Here is a 16,440-nt window from a genome sequence, read left to right on the forward strand (position 1 = left end):
CCTTCGCTCTGCCGACTGGCGGCGTCAACCCCGATAGCGCACCGGTTCCCCGCGATCGACCCGTTCGCGCTGGGGAACGACGGTGTACTTCGGGTCCTTCGCCGAGGCGATGCCCGCCTCGAACACCCCGAGACGGGTGCACAGTGAGCCTGCCATGAGCGCGGCACCGGAGATCATCGAGAGCGCGCGGCTACGGCGACCGGCGAGTGCGCCGAGAGCCCCTGCCGCGGTCAGTGCGGTGCTGGCCTTCATCAGCCGCCCTGCCCTGCCCTCGTGGAGAGCCTCCGCAGCAAGTCCCATCGACTGTTCCATCCGTCGCTCCGTGACCAGTTCGACCAGTGCGCCGCCGACGGCGAAGGCTCGCGCGGGCCCGGCCTCGGCGACCGGCGCACCCAGAAGCCCGAGACCGCCGGACGCGGCGGCCGCCGATCCGCAGAAGACGAAGGGAAGCTCCTTGTAGGCGGAGTGCCAGGCGGGAGTTGCGGTGTCGGAGAGCAGTACTCCGGTGTAGGCGGCCACTGGCGGTGCGGTCAGAGCCCCCACCATCCCCGCGGGCCGGCCGACGGCGAGAAGGAGCCGGACAGGCCCGCGCTTCCATCGGCGGGGCAGCATCGAAGCCAGTTCCGCCGCCGCGGCGGCACCCGCGAACGGACCGTGCAGGGACAGGATCCAGGTGCCCACGGACATCGGCGAGGTCGGCTTCGCCACCCTCAGCATGTTGAGGAAGCGGGACGGCTTACCCAGATCGCGGACGAGGGCGCCGACGCTGACGAGCAGGGACGCCAGCGACCCGAACCGCGCGACCCGTCGCAGCGCGGGGCGGCCCGTGAGATCCGCGCCCGCGGCGAGCAGCGAGGATCCTGCCGCCACCCCTCCGGTGAACAGATAGACGGCGATGTCGTGTTCCCACGGTGCCGGCTTCACGACGGAACGCCCGTAATAGGACTCGAAATCGGCCTCCGGCACCATCAGCCGATCGCCACCACCGCCACCGCGGCGGGGACCCGACCGGTGGGGGCTGCCCGGGCTGCCGCCGTGCTGGACCCCGGTCATCGGTGCCTCCTCAGGAACGACACGGCTGCGCCCGCCAGCATCGCGACCGCCGCGACGGCAGCCCGGTTCCACATCTCCGGTAGGTCCTTGGTGGTCACCACCGGATCCGGAGGCAGGCCGTAGACCTCGGGTTCGTCGAGCAACAGGAAGAAAGCGCCGGTTCCCCCGACACCGTCCTCGGGGTCGTGTCCGTAGAGCCGGGCTTCGGCGACACCCTGTTCCTGCAGCCGTGCCAGTCGCTCGTCGGCCCGGCGGCGAAGCTCCTCGACGTCGCCGTACTGGATCGACTCGGTGGGACACGCCTGCGCACACGCAGGTGTCTGACCGTCGGTGAGCCGGTCGTAACAGAGGGTGCACTTCTGGGCGATGCCGACCTTGGGATCTCCGTCCGGTCCCTTCCGGCGGTCGATGACACCGTACGGACAGGCGGCGACGCAATAGCCGCAGCCGTTGCAGATCTCGTCCTGCACCACCACGGTGCCGAACTCGCTGCGGAACAGGGAACCGGTCGGGCAGACGTCGAGACAGGCTGCGTGCGTGCAGTGTTTGCACACGTCCGAGGACATCAGCCACCGGAAGTCGGGCTTCTCCTCCGCCGGCAGCTCGCTCGGTGCCGCACCGACGGTGGGCAGGCCCAGCGACACCGGTGCCGGCTTCTCGGCCGGCCGTTCGATGAAGGCGACGTGCCGCCACTGGTTGGCGTTGAGCGAGTGGCTGTTGTCGTAGGAGGTGCCGAGCATCTCGAACGCGTTCTCGGGGACGTCGTTCCATTCCTTGCAGGCGACCTCGCACGCCTTGCAGCCGATGCACACACTGGTGTCGGTGAAGAAACCCTTCCGCGCCGGCGAATCCTCGTAGCCGGCGTCGGTGGTCGGGTCGAGCGGTCCGAAGAAACTGTTGCGGCCGATCACTCGTCGTCCTCCTCCGGGATGTGTTCCCCATCCGAGACGGTCTCACCGGGGTCGCGGGGCTCGCTCGCGGCCGTGACGATGGGTGGGTACACGTCACCGGTTACCCCGGCCCGGCGCGCATATCCCTGGACGTACTCCCGAAGTGCCGCTCCGGTCGGCCGGCGCCCCGCTCGAACATCACACGTGCCGACCTTGCTCTCCTGGATGAGCACGTTGGGATCGAGCGTGATGCCGAACAGGTCGTTGGTCGAGTCGCCGGTCACCATGCCGCCGCTGCCCCAGTGATAGGGCATCCACACCTGGTGGACCGTCCGGCCCTCGACCCTCAGCGGCCGCAACCGTTCCGTCACCATCACCCGGCCCTCGATCGCCGACCGTGCGGTGATCACATGGCACCAACCCATGTGCTCGAGTCCGCGCTCGGCCGCCAGAGCGGGGGAGACCTCCACGAACATCTCCGGTTGCAGTTCGGCGAGATGCTCGAGATAACGGCTCATCCCACCCGCGGTGTGGTGCTCGGTGAGCCGGCTGGTGGTGAACACGAAGGGGAAGATGTCGACGTGTTCTTCCGGCGGCGCCGGATTCATCGGGTTGTCGTCGCGGCGGTATTCCAAGCGGGTCGGGTTGGCCTGCTGCCCGTAGAGCGGATTGCGGAACGGGGACTCGACGGGTTCGTAATGGGTCGGCATCGGCCCGTCGATGAGCCCTTGGGGCACGTAGAGGGCGCCCTTGCCGTCACCCTGCATGATGAACGGGTCGATCCCCTCGATCGCGTCGACCCCCTCGGAACCTTCGGACGAGCGGTAGCTCGGCGGCTTGGTCTTCTCGAAGTCCGGCACGTCCTGGCCGGTCCACTGCTGGGCGCCGGCATCCCACCACACGTAGGCCTTGCGTTCGCTCCACGGCCGGCCCTCGGGGTCGGCGGAGGCCCGGTTGTAGAGGATGCGGCGGTTCATCGGCCACGCCCAGCCCCACTCCGGAGCCACGGGCGACTGCTCGTGCCGCGACTTGCGCCGGTTCGCCTGGTTGACGCCGTCTGCGTACACGCCGGTGTAGATCCAGCAGCCGCCCAGTGTGGAGCCGTCGGCCTTCATCTCGGTGAACGACGACAGCGGCCTGCGGGTCGCGATGTCGTAGCCGTTGATCTCCATCAGCACCGCTTCGGCGCTGGGCTCGTCGTATTCGCCGTGTACCGGATAGTCCCATGCCAGGTCGAGCAGGGGACGGTCGCGCTCGTCGGTCGACCCGGCCAGCCGCTCCTGCAGCATGCGCCCGAGGTGGTAGAAGAACCACAGATCCGAGCGGCAGTCCTCCGGGGGCTCGACGGCCTTCTCACGCCACTGCAGCATTCGCTGGGTCTGTGTGAAGGTGCCTTCCTTTTCCGCATAGGAGGCTGCCGGGAACAGGAACACCTCGGTGCCACACTCCTCGGTCACGATCTCCCCGGTCTCGATCTCTGGAGAGTCCTTCCAGAAGCTCGCACTCTCGATCTCGAACAGATCGCGCACCACGAGCCAGTCGAGATTCGCCATCCCGAGACGCTGGGCGCGGCCGTGGGCGGACCCGACGGCCGGATTCTGGCCGAGGAGGAAGTATCCCTTGACCTTTCCGTCGATCATGTCGAGCACCGTCCGATAGGTGCCGTGGTCGCCGGTGATCTTGGGCATGTAGTCGAAGCAGAAGTCGTTGTCCGCGGTGGCCGCGTCGCCCCAATACGCCTTGAGCAGGTTCACCGCGTACGCATCGGCCTTCGACCAGAAACCCTTGCTGCCCGGCTTGCGGACGGCGTCGATCCAGTCCGAGAGCGACCCGTGATCATCGGGATTGGGCATCGGCAGGTAGCCGGGGAGGAGGTTGTACAGGGTCGGGATGTCGGTCGACCCCTGGATGCTGGCGTGGCCGCGCAGCGCCATGATGCCCCCGCCGGGGCGGCCCATGTTGCCGAGCAGCAACTGCAGGATCGCGCCGGTGCGGATGTACTGCACGCCCACGCTGTGCTGAGTCCAGCCCACGCTGTAGACGAGCGCGGTCGTCCGCTCCCGTCCGGAGTTCTCCGTCCACGCCCGGCAGACCTCGAGGAAATCCTCCTGTGAGACGCCGCATGCCTGCTCGACCATCTCGGGGGTGTAGCGAGCAAAGTGCCTCTTGAGGATCTGGTAGACGCAGCGGGGGTGCTGCAGGCTGTCGTCGCGCCTCGGGTGGCCCGCGGTCTGCATCCCGTGTGCCTCGTGCTGCATGCCCGCAGCGGTGTCCCGGTGTTTCGCATGGTCCCCGGAGTCGTCGGCCTGGGACTCGTGCAGGTCGCCCGGCTCGTCCTCGACGTCGTACTGCCAGCTCGTCGGGTCGTAGGTCCGTGTCTCGGGATCGAAACCGGAGAAGAGACCGTCGAGCTCGTCGGCATCCGTGAACTTGTCGCTGACGAGCATCGGTGCGTTCGTGTAGTTGACCACGTACTCGCGGAAGTCCAGCTCGTTGCTCAGTACGTAGTTGACGATGCCGCCGAGGAAGGCGATGTCGCTGCCGACACGGATGGGCACGTGCTTGTCCGCCACTGCGCTGGTGCGGGTGAAACGCGGATCGACGTGAATGACGCGGGCACCACGCTTCTGGGCCTCCACGACCCACTGGAAGCCCACCGGGTGGGCTTCGGCCATGTTGGAACCCTGGATGATGATGCAGTCAGCGTTGGCCAGGTCGGCTGTGTAGCCGGTGGCACCGCCGCGCCCGAAGCTGGTCCCCAGACCGGGGACGGTGGCGGAGTGTCATATGCGGGCCTGGTTCTCGATCTGGACCGCCCCCATCGCCGTGAACAGCTTCTTGATGAGGTAGTTCTCCTCGTTGTCCAGTGTCGCTCCGCCGAGGCTGGCGATGCCCATCGTGCGCCGGACACGGCGGCCCTTGTCGTCGAATTCCTGCCAGGTGTCGCGCCGGGTCTGCAACACCCGGTCGGCGACCATCTCCATGGCCGTTCCGAGGTCGAGGTCTTCCCATTCGGTGCCGTAGGGACGGCGATACCGGACCCGGGTCTTGCGCAGTTCGCTGGTGACGAGATTCTTGCTCGCCGAACCCTTGGGGCACAGCCGCCCGCGGTTGACCGGACTGTCGGGATCGCCTTCGATCTGGACGATCTGCTCGTCCTTGACGAAGATCTTCTGGGCGCATCCGACCGCGCAGTAGGGGCACACGCTGCGCGCGACCCGATCCGCGGTCGAGGTGCGCGGTTCGATCTCGTCGGTACGCCGGGAGCGGGCCGCCTTGCCGCGTCCGAGCAGGTCTCGGCCGGTGAGCTGGCGCAGGACGGGCCAGGGGAGCGGTGACTTCTTCTCCACCATCGGACCTCCCTTCGTGCGTTGCCGATCACGAAGTTACCGGCTCGGTGCGCTTCGTGCCGGGAATTCGTATTCGGTGCAGGTCGCCCGGGATGTCGGCCTCGCCGGCATGCCGTCAGCGCACCCGCACCGCGTGCGTGCCGGCCGGGACCACCTCGCCGATGACCGGGTGTCCGGGAAGCTCCCCCACGACCAGCAGGCCCCCGGACGTCTGCGCGTCGGCGAGCAGAAGCAGTTCGTCCTCGTCCAGGGCGGAATCCACCTGGTCGCGCACCCAGTCGAGATTGCGGCGACTACCGCCCGGCACGAATCCCTCGGCCAGCGACTGCCTCGCCCCGTCGACGTAGGGGACGCTCGCGGCGTCGATCACGGCCGTCGTGCCGCTGGCCCGCATCATCTTCATCAGGTGGCCGAGCAGGCCGAATCCCGTCACGTCGGTGGCGGCACGCACCCCGGCGGCACCGGCGAGCTGCGCGGCATCGCGGTTGAGGGTGGACATCACCGCGACCGCTTCCTCGAACCGCTCTCCGGTGGCCTTGTGGCGGTTGTTGAGGATGCCGAGACCGAGTGGCTTGGTGAGGGTGAGCGGCAGGCCGGGCTCCGCAGCGTCGTTGCGCAGCAAGCGATCCGGGTCACCCAGCCCGGTGACCGCCAGCCCGTACTTCGGCTCGCGGTCGTCGATGCTGTGACCGCCGGCGAGATGAGCGCCGGCCTCGGCGCACGCATCGGCACCGCCCCGCATGACCTCGGCCGCCAGTTCGAAGGGAATGATCTCGCGCGGCCAGCCCAGCAGGTTCACCGCGACGACCGGTGTGCCGCCCATCGCGTACACGTCGGACATGGCATTGGTGGCGGCGATCCGCCCCCAGTCGTAGGGGTCGTCGACGACCGGCGTGAAGAAGTCGGCGGTCACGATCACCGCGCGGCCGCTTCCGTCGGGAGCCGGGTCGATCCGGACCGCGGCGCCGTCGTCACCGTTCTCCACACCGACCAGCAGGTCGCCCGAGGCGCGGCCGCTCTGCAGACCGCCGAGCACCCGTTCGAGTTCGCCGGGCGGAACCTTGCAGGCGCAGCCACCGCCGGCGGCGTACTGAGTGAGCCGGTATGCGCCTTCGGGGAGGTCGAGATGTGCGGTCATGTACTCAACATACGGCCGTGGCGCAGCGCCGACCGGGCTTCGGGTTAAGGTGAGCGCGGAGGTGGTTCTCGTCTGGTGACGGTCACGGTCTTCAAAACCGTTGTGGCCCAGTAGCTGGGTCAGGCGGGTTCGATTCCCGTCCGCCTCCGCCAAGTTTTCCGTGGTCTGTGGGATGAGGAGACGCGTGCCGGATCCGAGGCGGGAGATTCCCCGTACCGACCAGGTCCTGGCCGATCCGCGCCTGCGCGAGGCCGTGGAGCGGATCGGCCCCCGGCTGGTCAAACAGGCGGTGGTCGCGGCCCAGCAGCAGTGCCGCGACGGCGGGATCGAGCCGGCCGCCGTCGCCGACATCGCAGTCGCATCCTTGCCGGTGGGAGCGACCACTCTGCGCCGCGTGATCAACGCGACCGGCGTGGTGGTGCACACCAACCTCGGGCGCGCTCCGCTGTCCCGCGCCGCAGTCGATGCCGTGAGCACGGCGGCGGGCGCGACCGACGTCGAACTCGACCTGGCGACGGGCCGTCGTGGCCGTCGCGGGCGCGGCGCTCTCGAAGCGCTCGCCGCGCAGGTACCCGACGCCGGTGCGGTCCACGTGGTCAACAACGGTGCGGCTGCTCTCGCTCTGGTCACCCGGGTGCTCGCGCGTGGTGGCCGGTCGATCGTGATCGCCCGGGGCGAGCTGGTCGAGATCGGCGACGGTTTCCGGATCCCGGAGCTGCTGGAATCGGTGGGTGCTCGGTTGCGGGAGGTCGGCACGACCAACCGGGTGCGCCTGAGCGACTACGCCGGGGCTCTCGACTCCGACACCGCCTTCGTGCTCAAGGTCCATCCCTCCAACTTCACCGTCAGCGGATTCACGTCGTCGGTGTCGGTGGGGGAACTGACCGGTCTGGGCGTTCCCGTGGTGGTCGACATCGGATCGGGGCTGCTGGCCCCTCATCCGCGTCTGCCGAACGAGCCCGACGCCACCACCGTGTTGCGTGCCGGAGCCGACCTCGTGACCGCCTCGGGAGACAAACTGCTCGGCGGTCCGCAGGCCGGCCTGGTGCTCGGCGAGGCGGGGCTGGTGGAGCGGCTGCGCCGAGACCCGTTCGCCCGCGCACTGCGCGTGGACAAACTCACGCTCGCAGCGCTCGAGGCGACCCTGACCGGGCCGACCCCTCCGGTTCCGGCCGCGCTCGACCGCCGACCGGACGAGCTCCGTCGCCGGGCCCGGATGATCTGCGCGGCACTCCCGCCCGGCCTGGAGCCCGAAGTGGTCGACTCCGAGGGGGTGGTGGGTGGCGGTGGGGCCCCGGACGTGGTCCTGCCCAGCGTCGCGGTCGCGCTGCCCGAGCGCCTCGCCGGTCCCTTGCGTCTCGGCGAGCACCCGGTCGTCGGCCGGGTCGAGCGCGGCAGGCTGCTGCTCGACCTGCTCGCGGTGGCCCCCGGCGAAGACGACGGCCTGATCGACGCTGTGAAGCGCGTCGCCTGCCGCGAAGAACGCTGATGCACGTCGTCGCGACCGCCGGGCACGTCGACCACGGCAAGTCGACGCTGGTCGAAGCGCTCACCGGTGCCGATCCGGACCGGCTCGCCGAGGAACGGCGGCGAGGACTGACCATCGAACTCGGGTACTGCTGGACCTCCTGGCCGGAGGTCGGCGAGGTCGCCTTCGTCGACGTCCCCGGGCACGAGCGTTTCCTGACTACGATGCTGGCCGGGGTGGGGCCGGTCCCGGCCGCCATGTTCGTCGTCGCCGCCGACGACCCGTGGATGCCCCAGGCGGCCGAGCACCTGGCTGCCCTCGATGCGCTGGGCGTGCGACACGCGGTCGTGGCCGTGACCCGCGCAGATCTTGCCGATCCGGGACCTGCTTCCGCGCGGGCCGCTGCGGAGATCGCCCGTACCGGTCTGGCAGGGGCGCCCGTCGTCCCGGTCAGCGGCCGGACCGGGATGGGCCTCGACGCCCTCCGCGCCGCTCTGACGACGATGGTCGCCGCGCTGCCGGATCCGGAGCCCGACGCCGACGTCCGGCTGTGGGTGGATCGCCGGTTCACCGTGCGCGGAGCCGGAACGGTGGTCACCGGGACACTTCCGGCCGGGACGGTCCGTGTCGGCGACACCCTCGCCCTCGGCGACACGCCGCTGCGGGTGCGCGGCGTCCAGGCGCTCGGGCGTGACCGCCCGGCGGTGAGCGGCGTGGCCAGGGTCGCCCTCAACCTCACCGGCCGGATCGACGACCTGAGCCGGGGGAGTGTGCTCGTGACGCCCGACGCGTGGCACCACACCTCCGTGGTGGACGTCCGTCTCACGGGGGAGGGCCGGCCCCCGGTCGCGCCCGTGCTGCATGTCGGGGCCGCGGATGTCGGCGTCCGGTGTCGTCCGCTCGGAGACGACCTCGCCAGGCTCACCCTCGACCGGCCGCTGCCTCTCCGGATAGGGGATCGCGCCCTGCTGCGCGATCCGGGGCGCCGGACGATCTGGCGCGCCGACGTTCTCGATCCGGACCCACCACGCCTCCGGCGTCGCGGTGCCGCAGCACGGCGGGCGCTTCAGCTCGCGGGTGCCGAGGGCACTCCGCGCCTGGCCGACGAACTCCGCCGCCGCGGGCTCCTGCATCGGGAGCGCATGCGGCAGCTGGGTATTCCTCGGGAAGAGGGCGACCACTTGGTCGTCGGGCCGTGGTTCGTCGCGCCTGCCTTCGCGAAAGCGGTCGCCGACCGGTTGCCCACCCTTGTCGCAGAGCACGCCCGCGCGCATCCACTCGATCCGGCCGCCCCCCTGACCGTGCTCGCGGCGCAGTTGCGACTTCCCACCCCGGAGCTGGTGCGGGCCTTGGTGCGCCCACCCCTCGACGTGGTCGGAGGCCGGGTGGTCGCTCCCGGCGCCGACGCACTACCGGGCAGGATCCGGAAGGCCGTCGAGCAGGTGCACCGCGACCTGCAGGCGTCCCCGTTCCTCGCCCCGACCGCCGACCGCCTCCGTGAGCTCGGTCTCGACGACCGGGCACTCGCAGCAGCCGAGCGCAGCGGCCGGCTGTGGCGGGTGGGGCCGGGAATCGTCCTGCTTCCCGACGCCGCCGACGCCGCCGTCGCCCGGTTGCGGGAGTTGGATCAGCCCTTCACGACCAGCGCGGCGCGCGAGCGGCTGGCGACGACCCGGAGGGTGGTGCTTCCGCTGCTCGACCGGCTGGACAGGGCCGGACGCACACGACGGCTCGCCGACGACCGTCGCGAGGTCGTGCGGTAGGCACTGGCGGCGGCAAGCGGATTCGTTCCGGAAAGGCGAGGGGCGGCTCCCGGACTCGCCGGTAGCCGCCCCTCGCGTGAAATGCCGGTCGTCAGATGACGCCGAGTGCGAACATCGCGTCGGCGACCTTCACGAAGCCGGCGATGTTGGCGCCGTGGACGTAGTCGCCCGGCTTGCCGTACTCGGCGGCGGTCTCGACGCAGCGGCTGTGGATGTCGGCCATGATGCCGGCGAGACGCGCGTCGGTGTAGTCGAAGTGCCACGAGTCGCGCGAGGCGTTCTGCTGCATCTCCAGTGCGGAGGTCGCCACACCACCGGCGTTGGCGGCCTTGCCGGGCGCGAAGGCCACCCCGGCGTCACGGAAGACGCCGATGCCGCCCGGAGTCGTCGGCATGTTGGCACCCTCGGCGACGACCTTCACGCCGTTGTTCACGAGCGTCTTCGCCGATTCCTCGTCGAGTTCGTTCTGCGTCGCACACGGCAGCGCGATGTCGCACGGCACGTTCCAGATGTTGCCGCCGGGATAGAACTCGGCGTCGCCGCGCTCGTCGACGTACTCGGAGATGCGTCCGCGGCGGACCTCCTTGATCTCCTTGAGCAGCTCGACGTCGAGACCCTTGCGGTCGACGATGTAGCCCGAGGAGTCGGAGCAGGCGACCACGGTGCCACCGAGCTGGTGGAGCTTCTCGATGGCGTAGATGGCGACGTTGCCGGAGCCCGAGACGACCGCGGTGCGGCCGTCGAGGGTGGTACCCGCGGTCTTGGCCATCTCGTTGACGAAGTAGGCCGCGCCGTAACCGGTGGCCTCCTTGCGGACCTGCGACCCGCCCCAGGTGATGCCCTTGCCGGTGAGCACGCCGGACTCGTAGGAGTTGGTGAGTCGTTTGTACTGGCCGAACAGGTAACCGATCTCGCGGCCGCCGACGCCGATATCACCGGCCGGGACGTCGGTGTACTCCCCGATGTGGCGATGCAGCTCGGTCATGAACGACTGGCAGAAGCGCATGATCTCCTGCTCGGAGCGACCCTTGGGGTCGAAGTCCGAGCCGCCCTTGCCGCCGCCGATGGGCAGGCCGGTGAGCGCGTTCTTGAAGATCTGCTCGAATCCCAGGAACTTGACGATGCCGAGGTTCACACTCGGGTGGAAACGCAGACCGCCCTTGTAGGGGCCGAGCACGCTGCTGTACTGAACCCGGAAACCGCGGTTGACGTGGACGTTTCCGTTGTCGTCTGTCCACGGAACACGGAAGATGATCTGACGTTCGGGCTCGCACAGCCGCTCGATGAGCCCGGATTCGAAGTAACCGGGGTGTCGCTCGAGCACGACATGGAGAGACTCGAACACTTCGGCCGCAGCCTGGTGGAATTCGGGCTCACCTGCGTTGCGGGCCTTGACCTGCTCGTAGATCTCTTCGATGCGGTCCGATGTCGACACGCCCACCTACCTGACTCTGTGAGGATTCTGTAACACGGGTTTTACGACGAAAACTATAGGACGTGGTCCTTAGCATGTGTTAACCCGGTGGGGAGGTGGGATAAGGAACACACGGCTCGCACGCGGGTCGGAACCGGGGGAAGTGCCTGCTCGGACCTAGAATGTCCGACTTCGGAATCCGCACACGGACACCGGTGATGGGTGTGCCCCCGGCAGGACTCGAACCTGCGACCTAGAGATTAGAAGGCTCTTGCTCTATCCAGCTGAGCTACGGAGGCGCGGCCAGAATCTTAGCGGGTGCCGTCCGGAAGGTCTGCACACACCCTTCCGGCGGGCGGGGTCACCGCTCGAGCGAGGTGCCCCGCCCGTCGTCGACATCCGACTCGGCCCGGGGAACGTCCACCTCCCCGGACTTGAACCTCTGGAGGACGTGGTCGATCCCGATGCCGAGGACCACCGCGACGCAGATCGACACGGCGGCACCGAACAGCGGCTGGGATTCGAACCAGCCGCCGACGAGGCGTCCCACCAGCGCCGAGTACAACGCCCAGGTGGTACCGCCCAGGATCGTGAGCGGGACGAACTTCTGCCGCGGATAGCGGGTCGCGCCGGCCGTCATGTTGACCGCGATGCGGCCGATGGGGATGTAGCGGGCCGTGAGGATCACCGCGGCGCCACGCTTGTCGAGCCCGCGCCGCGCCCACGCGAAGGCGGCCCGCGCCTTCGGGCGACGCATCCACCGGAACCGCTCCGTGCCGACCTTCCGTCCGATCGTGTAGGCGATGTTGTCGCCGATGATCGCGCCGAGTGCAGCGAGCACGATGATGATCCACAGATAGGGCCGGCCGGTCGAACCCGACAGCGACGCCAGGGTGACCAGGATGGTCTCGCTGGGGACGGGCGGGAAGAAGCCGTCCATGACGCACACGGCGAAGAGCAAGGGGTAGACCCAGAGGGCCGCGGCCTGCCCGATGATGAATTCGTTGATCACGTTCATGGGCGCGAGCGGTGCTCCTGTCGGGATTCGGGGCGGTTGCTTCCACGGTAGGCGGATACGGAGGAGTACGTCCGGCGACAACTCCGACGGCGCGTCGTAGGTGCCCTCGGGCAGGTCCTACCCTGGTAGTCATGGCAACATCCGAGCTCGCCTCCACCGCGCGGCCTCCGGCGCCCACCCCGACGAGGGGAAACCCGCCGGCACTGATGATCCTCCTCGGTCTCCTGGCAGCGATCGTCGCGGCGTCGGTGGTCGCCCTGTCCGCCGCGCAGGCTCTGGTGCTGCTGGGCATCCCGGATCCCGGTCCGCTCACCACCTACGGAGTGCCCGCCGTGCGCGCGATCTCCGAGATCGCCACCGTCATCACGATCGGGTCGTTGTTCTTCGCGGCGTTCCTGGTACCCCCGCAACGCAACGGGGTGCTCGACGTGGGCGGTTACCGCGCCGTCCGGATGGCCGGTGTCGCGGCGACGGTCTGGGCGGTCACCGCTGCGCTCATGGTGCCGCTGACGCTCTCCGAGACCTCGGGCAGTCCACTGAGCGAAGCGATCCGGCCCGAGAATCTCTTCCAGGCACTGGGGCAGGTGGAGACGGCGGTGGCCTGGGCGTGGACGACGGTGCTCGCCTTGATCACCGCCCTGCTGATCCGCCTCTCGGTGCGCTGGTCGTGGACGCCCTATCTGTTGTTGCTCTCCCTCGTGGCGCTCATGCCGGTCGCGCTGACCGGGCATTCGTCCTCGGGTGGCTCCCACGACATGGCCACCAACAGCCTCGTGCTGCATCTCGTCGCCGCATCCGTCTGGGCGGGTGGACTGTTCGCCCTGCTCGTCCACTCGCTGCGGGGAGGGGAGTACACCGACCTCGCAGCCCGGCGGTTCTCCTTCGTCGCGGGCCTGGCGTTCGCCGTCATGGCGGTCACCGGCGTAATCAACGCCGCGGTCCGGATGTCGTTCGGGGATCTCACCACGACCACCTACGGTCGCGTGCTGCTCGCCAAGATCGTCGCGCTGATCGTGCTCGGAGTGTTCGGCTGGGCCCAGCGCCGCCGGGCACTGCCCGCCCTGGAAGCCGACCCGACCAGCCGTTCGGCGCTGGTGCGTTTCACCGCTGTGGAGGCCTTCGTTCTCGCGGCCACGATCGGTCTGGCCGTGGGACTCGGACGTACCCCGCCCCCTCCGCCGGCCTCCGCGCCGACGGTCCAGGAGGTCACCCTCGGCTACCAGCTCGACGTGCCGCCCTCCTTCGTGAGCCTGTTCTTCGGGCAGTGGCGCTTCGACCTCATTTTCGGAACTGCCGCACTCGTCCTCGCCGTCGCCTATGCCATCGGATTGTGGACCCTGCGCAAGCGCGGTGACTCGTGGCCCGTCGGCAGGTCGATCGCCTGGTTCTCGGGATGTTTCGTGCTGCTGGTGGCGACCAGCTCCGGGGTCGGCATGTACTCGCCGGCGATGTTCAGCGTCCACATGGGTGCGCACATGGCGCTGTCGATGCTCGCGCCCGTGCTCTTGGCCCTCGGTGGGGCGATGACACTCGCGTTGCGGGCCTTCCGGCCTGCGGGCCGCAACGCCCCTCCCGGCCCGCGCGAATGGATCCTCGAATTCCTGCACAGCCCGCCGTCGCGGTTCTTCACCCATCCGATCGTGGCGTCGGTCATGTTCGTGGGTGGCTTCTACGCCCTGTACCTCGGCGGCATCTTCACCACGTTCATCGACAGCCACAGCGCCCACGTCCTGATGAACCTGCACTTCCTGCTGAGCGGATATCTCTTCTACTGGGTGGTCATCGGCGTCGACCCGTCCCCGCGCGACCTGCAGCCCGTGACGAAACTGGCAATGGTCTTCGGGTCCCTCCCGTTCCACGCGTTCTTCGGCGTGACGCTGATGAGCATGGGCACCGTGATGGCCGAGAGCTACTATCGCGGCCTCGCCCTGCCGTGGAACTACGACCTGTTCGCCGATCAGAAGGTCGGCGGCAGCATCGCGTGGTCGGCCGGTGAGATCCCGCTCGTACTCGTGATGATCGCTCTGCTCGTGCAGTGGTCGCGGACCGACAAGCGCACCGCGCGACGCGTCGACCGCGCGGCCGACCGCGACGACGACGCAGACCTCGCGGCGCACAACGCCATGTTCGCGGAGCTGGCCCGGCGGGACGGCGAGGGCCGCTGATCGCCGCGGGTCACCGGCAACGGCCATCCTCGTAGGCAACGGTGACCGGAGCAGGACGGGTCAGACGGTGGCCGCAGTGCGCGTCGTGGAGCGTTCGGCGCTGATGCGTGCCGCCACCGTGGCCACGACCGCGACCACTGCCGCCGTCACCGCAGACACCGCCGCGGGCGTGGACACCAGCCCGTCGTCACTCGTGCGCGCGACCGCGATCCAGATCAGGCCCCAGACGAGCGCGCCGGTGACGGCCAGTCGACCGCGCCCGACGATCGCGAGCAGGACCGACACCGCGGCGACGACCGCCAGGACGACGATCGCCCACACGTCGGCTCCCCATCCGAAGGGGTCGATCTCCTCGTAGCGCAGCGCCGCCGAAGTGTTGGCGACCGTCGCCACCGACACCCAGCCGAGGTAGACGAACATCGTGCCGTCGACGACGACAGCTTCGAGCCTGCTCGTCGGGAGGTTGCGAGTGAAGATCAAGAAGATGCGGACGAGTACGGCGAGCAATGCGACGATCACCACGACGCTGAGCCAGACCTGATCGAACTGGATCGCCGTGATCCACGCCGCGTTGAGCAGCATCGAGGCGGAGATCCACCAGCCTGCGGCGCGCTGCCGTGCATCGGTGTGGTGGGCGGGCAGCGCCTGCCACACCGCCAGTGCGAGAAGACCGGCGTAGATCAGGGTCCAGATCGAGAAGGCGGGACCGCCGGGAGCGACCGCTGTGGCGTCCGCCGACAGTGCGCCACCCGCAGCTTCGGCGACCGGCGTCCCACCGGCGGCACCCGAACCGAAGAACGACACCACGACGGCGACGGGAGCACTCACCGCCACAGCCGCGACGCGTGCGATGTCGCGGCCGGTGCGCGGGGCGGAGGACGAAGCGGGCGCGGTCGCGGATCCGTGTGAGGGGGATGTCATAGGGGGAGGGTGCCCGCGGCGCGGATCACTCAACCTCGATCGGGCAAAACGGACGAATGCGGACGCGGCGGCCGAACGACCCGTATCGTCCTCGGGATGGCCCGTACCGCGCGTGTCGTCCCCACCCTGCTGCTCACCTGCGCTCTGGCCGCGCTGACGGCACTCGCGTCCCCTCCTCCGGTGAACGCGCGCCCCGCTCCCGGAACCGTCTTCGACGTCACCCCGCTCGATACGGAACTGTCCCTGCCGGGCGCGTCCTCGGCGCGGGTGCTCGACTACGCGACACAGTGGCGTGCGGGTATCCCGGCGAGAGCGACCGGCGCATTGTTCCTCCCGCGGGGCACGGCACCGGAAGGGGGATGGCCGGTCGTCACGTGGGCGCACGGCACCGTCGGTCTCGCCGACTCGTGTGCGCCCTCCCGGTTGCCGCGCACACCGCGCGACACCGCCTATCTCGATCATTGGCTCGCGCAGGGCTACGCCGTGGCGGCGGCCGACTATCCGGGTCTCGGCTCGGAGGGCGTGCACCGCTATCTGGACGGGCAGTCCGCTGCGAACAGCGTCATCGACATCGTGCGGGCGGGACGTGCCGTCGAGCCGGCACTGTCCGACCGCTGGGTGGTGATCGGCCAGTCGCAGGGCGGGCACGCGGCGCTGCACACCGCGCACGCGGCCACCACACGGGCACCGGAACTCGATTTCCGCGGTGCTCTCACGACGGGCGCGCCGTCCAACCTCGAACGGGTGTTCCCGCTCGGTTCCCCGGGTTTCCCGGATCTCGGCCTCGAAGGACTCACCGCCTTCGCCGCCTACATCTTCGCGGGTCTGCGCGACGCCGATCCCGATCTCGACGTGGACGCCTACCTCACCGATCTCGGACGGGAGGTCGTCGACGGAGCGGAGCAGCTGTGCTACGACGAGCTCATCGATCGCTTCGGCGGGATCGGCATCGGGGAGATCCTCGCCCGCCCGCTGAGCGACGACCGGTTCCGCGCGGCGTTCACCGACTATCTCGCCGTACCGACCCGCGGCTACGACCGGCCGCTCTTCCTCGCTCAGGGGCTGGGCGACACCACGGTGCCGGCGCCGCTCGCATTCGCGCTGGTCGCGGAGTTGTGGGCAGGAGGCGCGCACGCGCAGTTCCGGACCTATCCGACCGGGCATTCCGAGACGATGTTCGCGTCGCTGCCGGACACCACGGGCTTCGTCGCGGACCTGCTTCGGCCCTGACGCCGGGAGCACCCGGGCAGCGCGGGTCCG

11 protein-coding genes and 2 tRNA genes are annotated in these 16,440 nt (G+C 69.4%); 5 read left to right on the plus strand and 8 right to left on the minus strand.

The window, feature by feature from the left end:
- Positions 1-24 precede the first annotated feature (24 nt).
- The 4 genes from nrfD to selD form a co-directional block, all read right to left on the minus strand.
- Complete coding sequence (gene nrfD / locus MOM01_RS03940) at positions 25-1,053, minus strand: NrfD/PsrC family molybdoenzyme membrane anchor subunit (RefSeq protein WP_241384108.1); 1,029 nt, start codon at positions 1,051-1,053, stop codon at positions 25-27.
- The gene (locus MOM01_RS03945; protein WP_241384109.1) at positions 1,050-1,964 is read right to left on the minus strand and encodes a 4Fe-4S dicluster domain-containing protein; all 915 of its coding nucleotides are present in this window, start codon (positions 1,962-1,964) and stop codon (positions 1,050-1,052) included. Before MOM01_RS03945 ends, nrfD begins: the two co-directional genes overlap by 4 nt.
- Positions 1,961-5,296, minus strand: a complete 3,336-nt coding sequence (fdh, locus tag MOM01_RS03950; protein ID WP_277609215.1) for a formate dehydrogenase — start codon at positions 5,294-5,296, stop codon at positions 1,961-1,963. The genes MOM01_RS03945 and fdh overlap by 4 nt, the downstream gene beginning before the upstream one ends.
- A gap of 112 nt (positions 5,297-5,408) precedes the next feature.
- Complete coding sequence (gene selD, locus MOM01_RS03955) at positions 5,409-6,431, minus strand: selenide, water dikinase SelD (protein ID WP_241384110.1); 1,023 nt, start codon at positions 6,429-6,431, stop codon at positions 5,409-5,411.
- Positions 6,432-6,488: 57 nt separating this feature from the next.
- On the opposite strand from selD, the gene MOM01_RS03960 reads away from it, so the two are divergent.
- From MOM01_RS03960 to MOM01_RS03970, 3 genes are all read left to right on the plus strand, one after another.
- A tRNA-Sec gene (locus MOM01_RS03960) sits at positions 6,489-6,583 on the plus strand.
- A gap of 32 nt (positions 6,584-6,615) precedes the next feature.
- Positions 6,616-7,920, plus strand: coding sequence for an L-seryl-tRNA(Sec) selenium transferase (selA, locus tag MOM01_RS03965; protein ID WP_241384111.1), 1,305 nt, complete (start codon positions 6,616-6,618; stop codon positions 7,918-7,920).
- Positions 7,920-9,662: a selenocysteine-specific translation elongation factor gene (locus MOM01_RS03970; protein ID WP_241384112.1), complete on the plus strand. Its 1,743-nt coding sequence runs from the start codon at positions 7,920-7,922 to the stop codon at positions 9,660-9,662. Before selA ends, MOM01_RS03970 begins: the two co-directional genes overlap by 1 nt.
- Before the next feature lie 91 nt (positions 9,663-9,753).
- On the opposite strand, the gene gdhA is transcribed toward MOM01_RS03970, so the two are convergent.
- From gdhA to MOM01_RS03985, 3 genes are all read right to left on the minus strand, one after another.
- Complete coding sequence (gene gdhA / locus MOM01_RS03975) at positions 9,754-11,097, minus strand: NADP-specific glutamate dehydrogenase (RefSeq protein WP_241384113.1); 1,344 nt, start codon at positions 11,095-11,097, stop codon at positions 9,754-9,756.
- Positions 11,098-11,301: 204 nt separating this feature from the next.
- Positions 11,302-11,375: transfer RNA gene (locus MOM01_RS03980), tRNA-Arg, on the minus strand.
- Positions 11,376-11,437: 62 nt separating this feature from the next.
- Complete coding sequence (locus tag MOM01_RS03985; RefSeq protein ID WP_241384114.1) at positions 11,438-12,094, minus strand: DedA family protein; 657 nt, start codon at positions 12,092-12,094, stop codon at positions 11,438-11,440.
- Positions 12,095-12,225: 131 nt separating this feature from the next.
- Between MOM01_RS03985 and MOM01_RS03990 the strand changes: the two genes are divergently transcribed.
- Positions 12,226-14,259 carry a cytochrome c oxidase assembly protein gene (locus MOM01_RS03990; protein ID WP_241384115.1) on the plus strand — a complete coding sequence of 678 codons (2,034 nt, stop codon included), beginning with the start codon at positions 12,226-12,228 and terminating at the stop codon, positions 14,257-14,259.
- A gap of 60 nt (positions 14,260-14,319) precedes the next feature.
- Here the strand turns inward: MOM01_RS03990 and MOM01_RS03995 are convergent, their stop codons facing one another.
- Positions 14,320-15,180: a tryptophan-rich sensory protein gene (locus MOM01_RS03995; RefSeq protein ID WP_241384116.1), complete on the minus strand. Its 861-nt coding sequence runs from the start codon at positions 15,178-15,180 to the stop codon at positions 14,320-14,322.
- A 96-nt stretch (positions 15,181-15,276) separates the two neighbouring features.
- On the opposite strand from MOM01_RS03995, the gene MOM01_RS04000 reads away from it, so the two are divergent.
- Positions 15,277-16,410 (plus strand): lipase family protein, encoded by a 1,134-nt coding sequence (locus MOM01_RS04000; RefSeq protein WP_241384117.1) that lies wholly within the window; start codon positions 15,277-15,279, stop codon positions 16,408-16,410.
- Positions 16,411-16,440: the final 30 nt, after the last annotated feature.

This window comes from Rhodococcus sp. CH91, assembly GCF_022554085.1.
In the GTDB taxonomy this organism is placed as follows: Bacteria; Actinomycetota; Actinomycetes; order Mycobacteriales; family Mycobacteriaceae; genus Rhodococcus.

Excerpts from the sequence above, each read along its gene's own strand:
- MOM01_RS03990 (WP_241384115.1), top strand. The coding sequence starts at position 12,226 with ATGGCAACATCCGAGCTCGCCTCCACCGCGCGGCCTCCGGCGCCCACC.
- nrfD (WP_241384108.1), bottom strand. The coding sequence starts at position 1,053 with ATGACCGGGGTCCAGCACGGCGGCAGCCCGGGCAGCCCCCACCGGTCG.
- MOM01_RS03970 (WP_241384112.1), top strand. The coding sequence starts at position 7,920 with ATGCACGTCGTCGCGACCGCCGGGCACGTCGACCACGGCAAGTCGACG.
- MOM01_RS04000 (WP_241384117.1), top strand. The coding sequence starts at position 15,277 with ATGGCCCGTACCGCGCGTGTCGTCCCCACCCTGCTGCTCACCTGCGCT.
- MOM01_RS03985 (WP_241384114.1), bottom strand. The coding sequence starts at position 12,094 with ATGAACGTGATCAACGAATTCATCATCGGGCAGGCCGCGGCCCTCTGG.
- selD (WP_241384110.1), bottom strand. The coding sequence starts at position 6,431 with ATGACCGCACATCTCGACCTCCCCGAAGGCGCATACCGGCTCACTCAG.
- MOM01_RS03995 (WP_241384116.1), bottom strand. The coding sequence starts at position 15,180 with ATGACATCCCCCTCACACGGATCCGCGACCGCGCCCGCTTCGTCCTCC.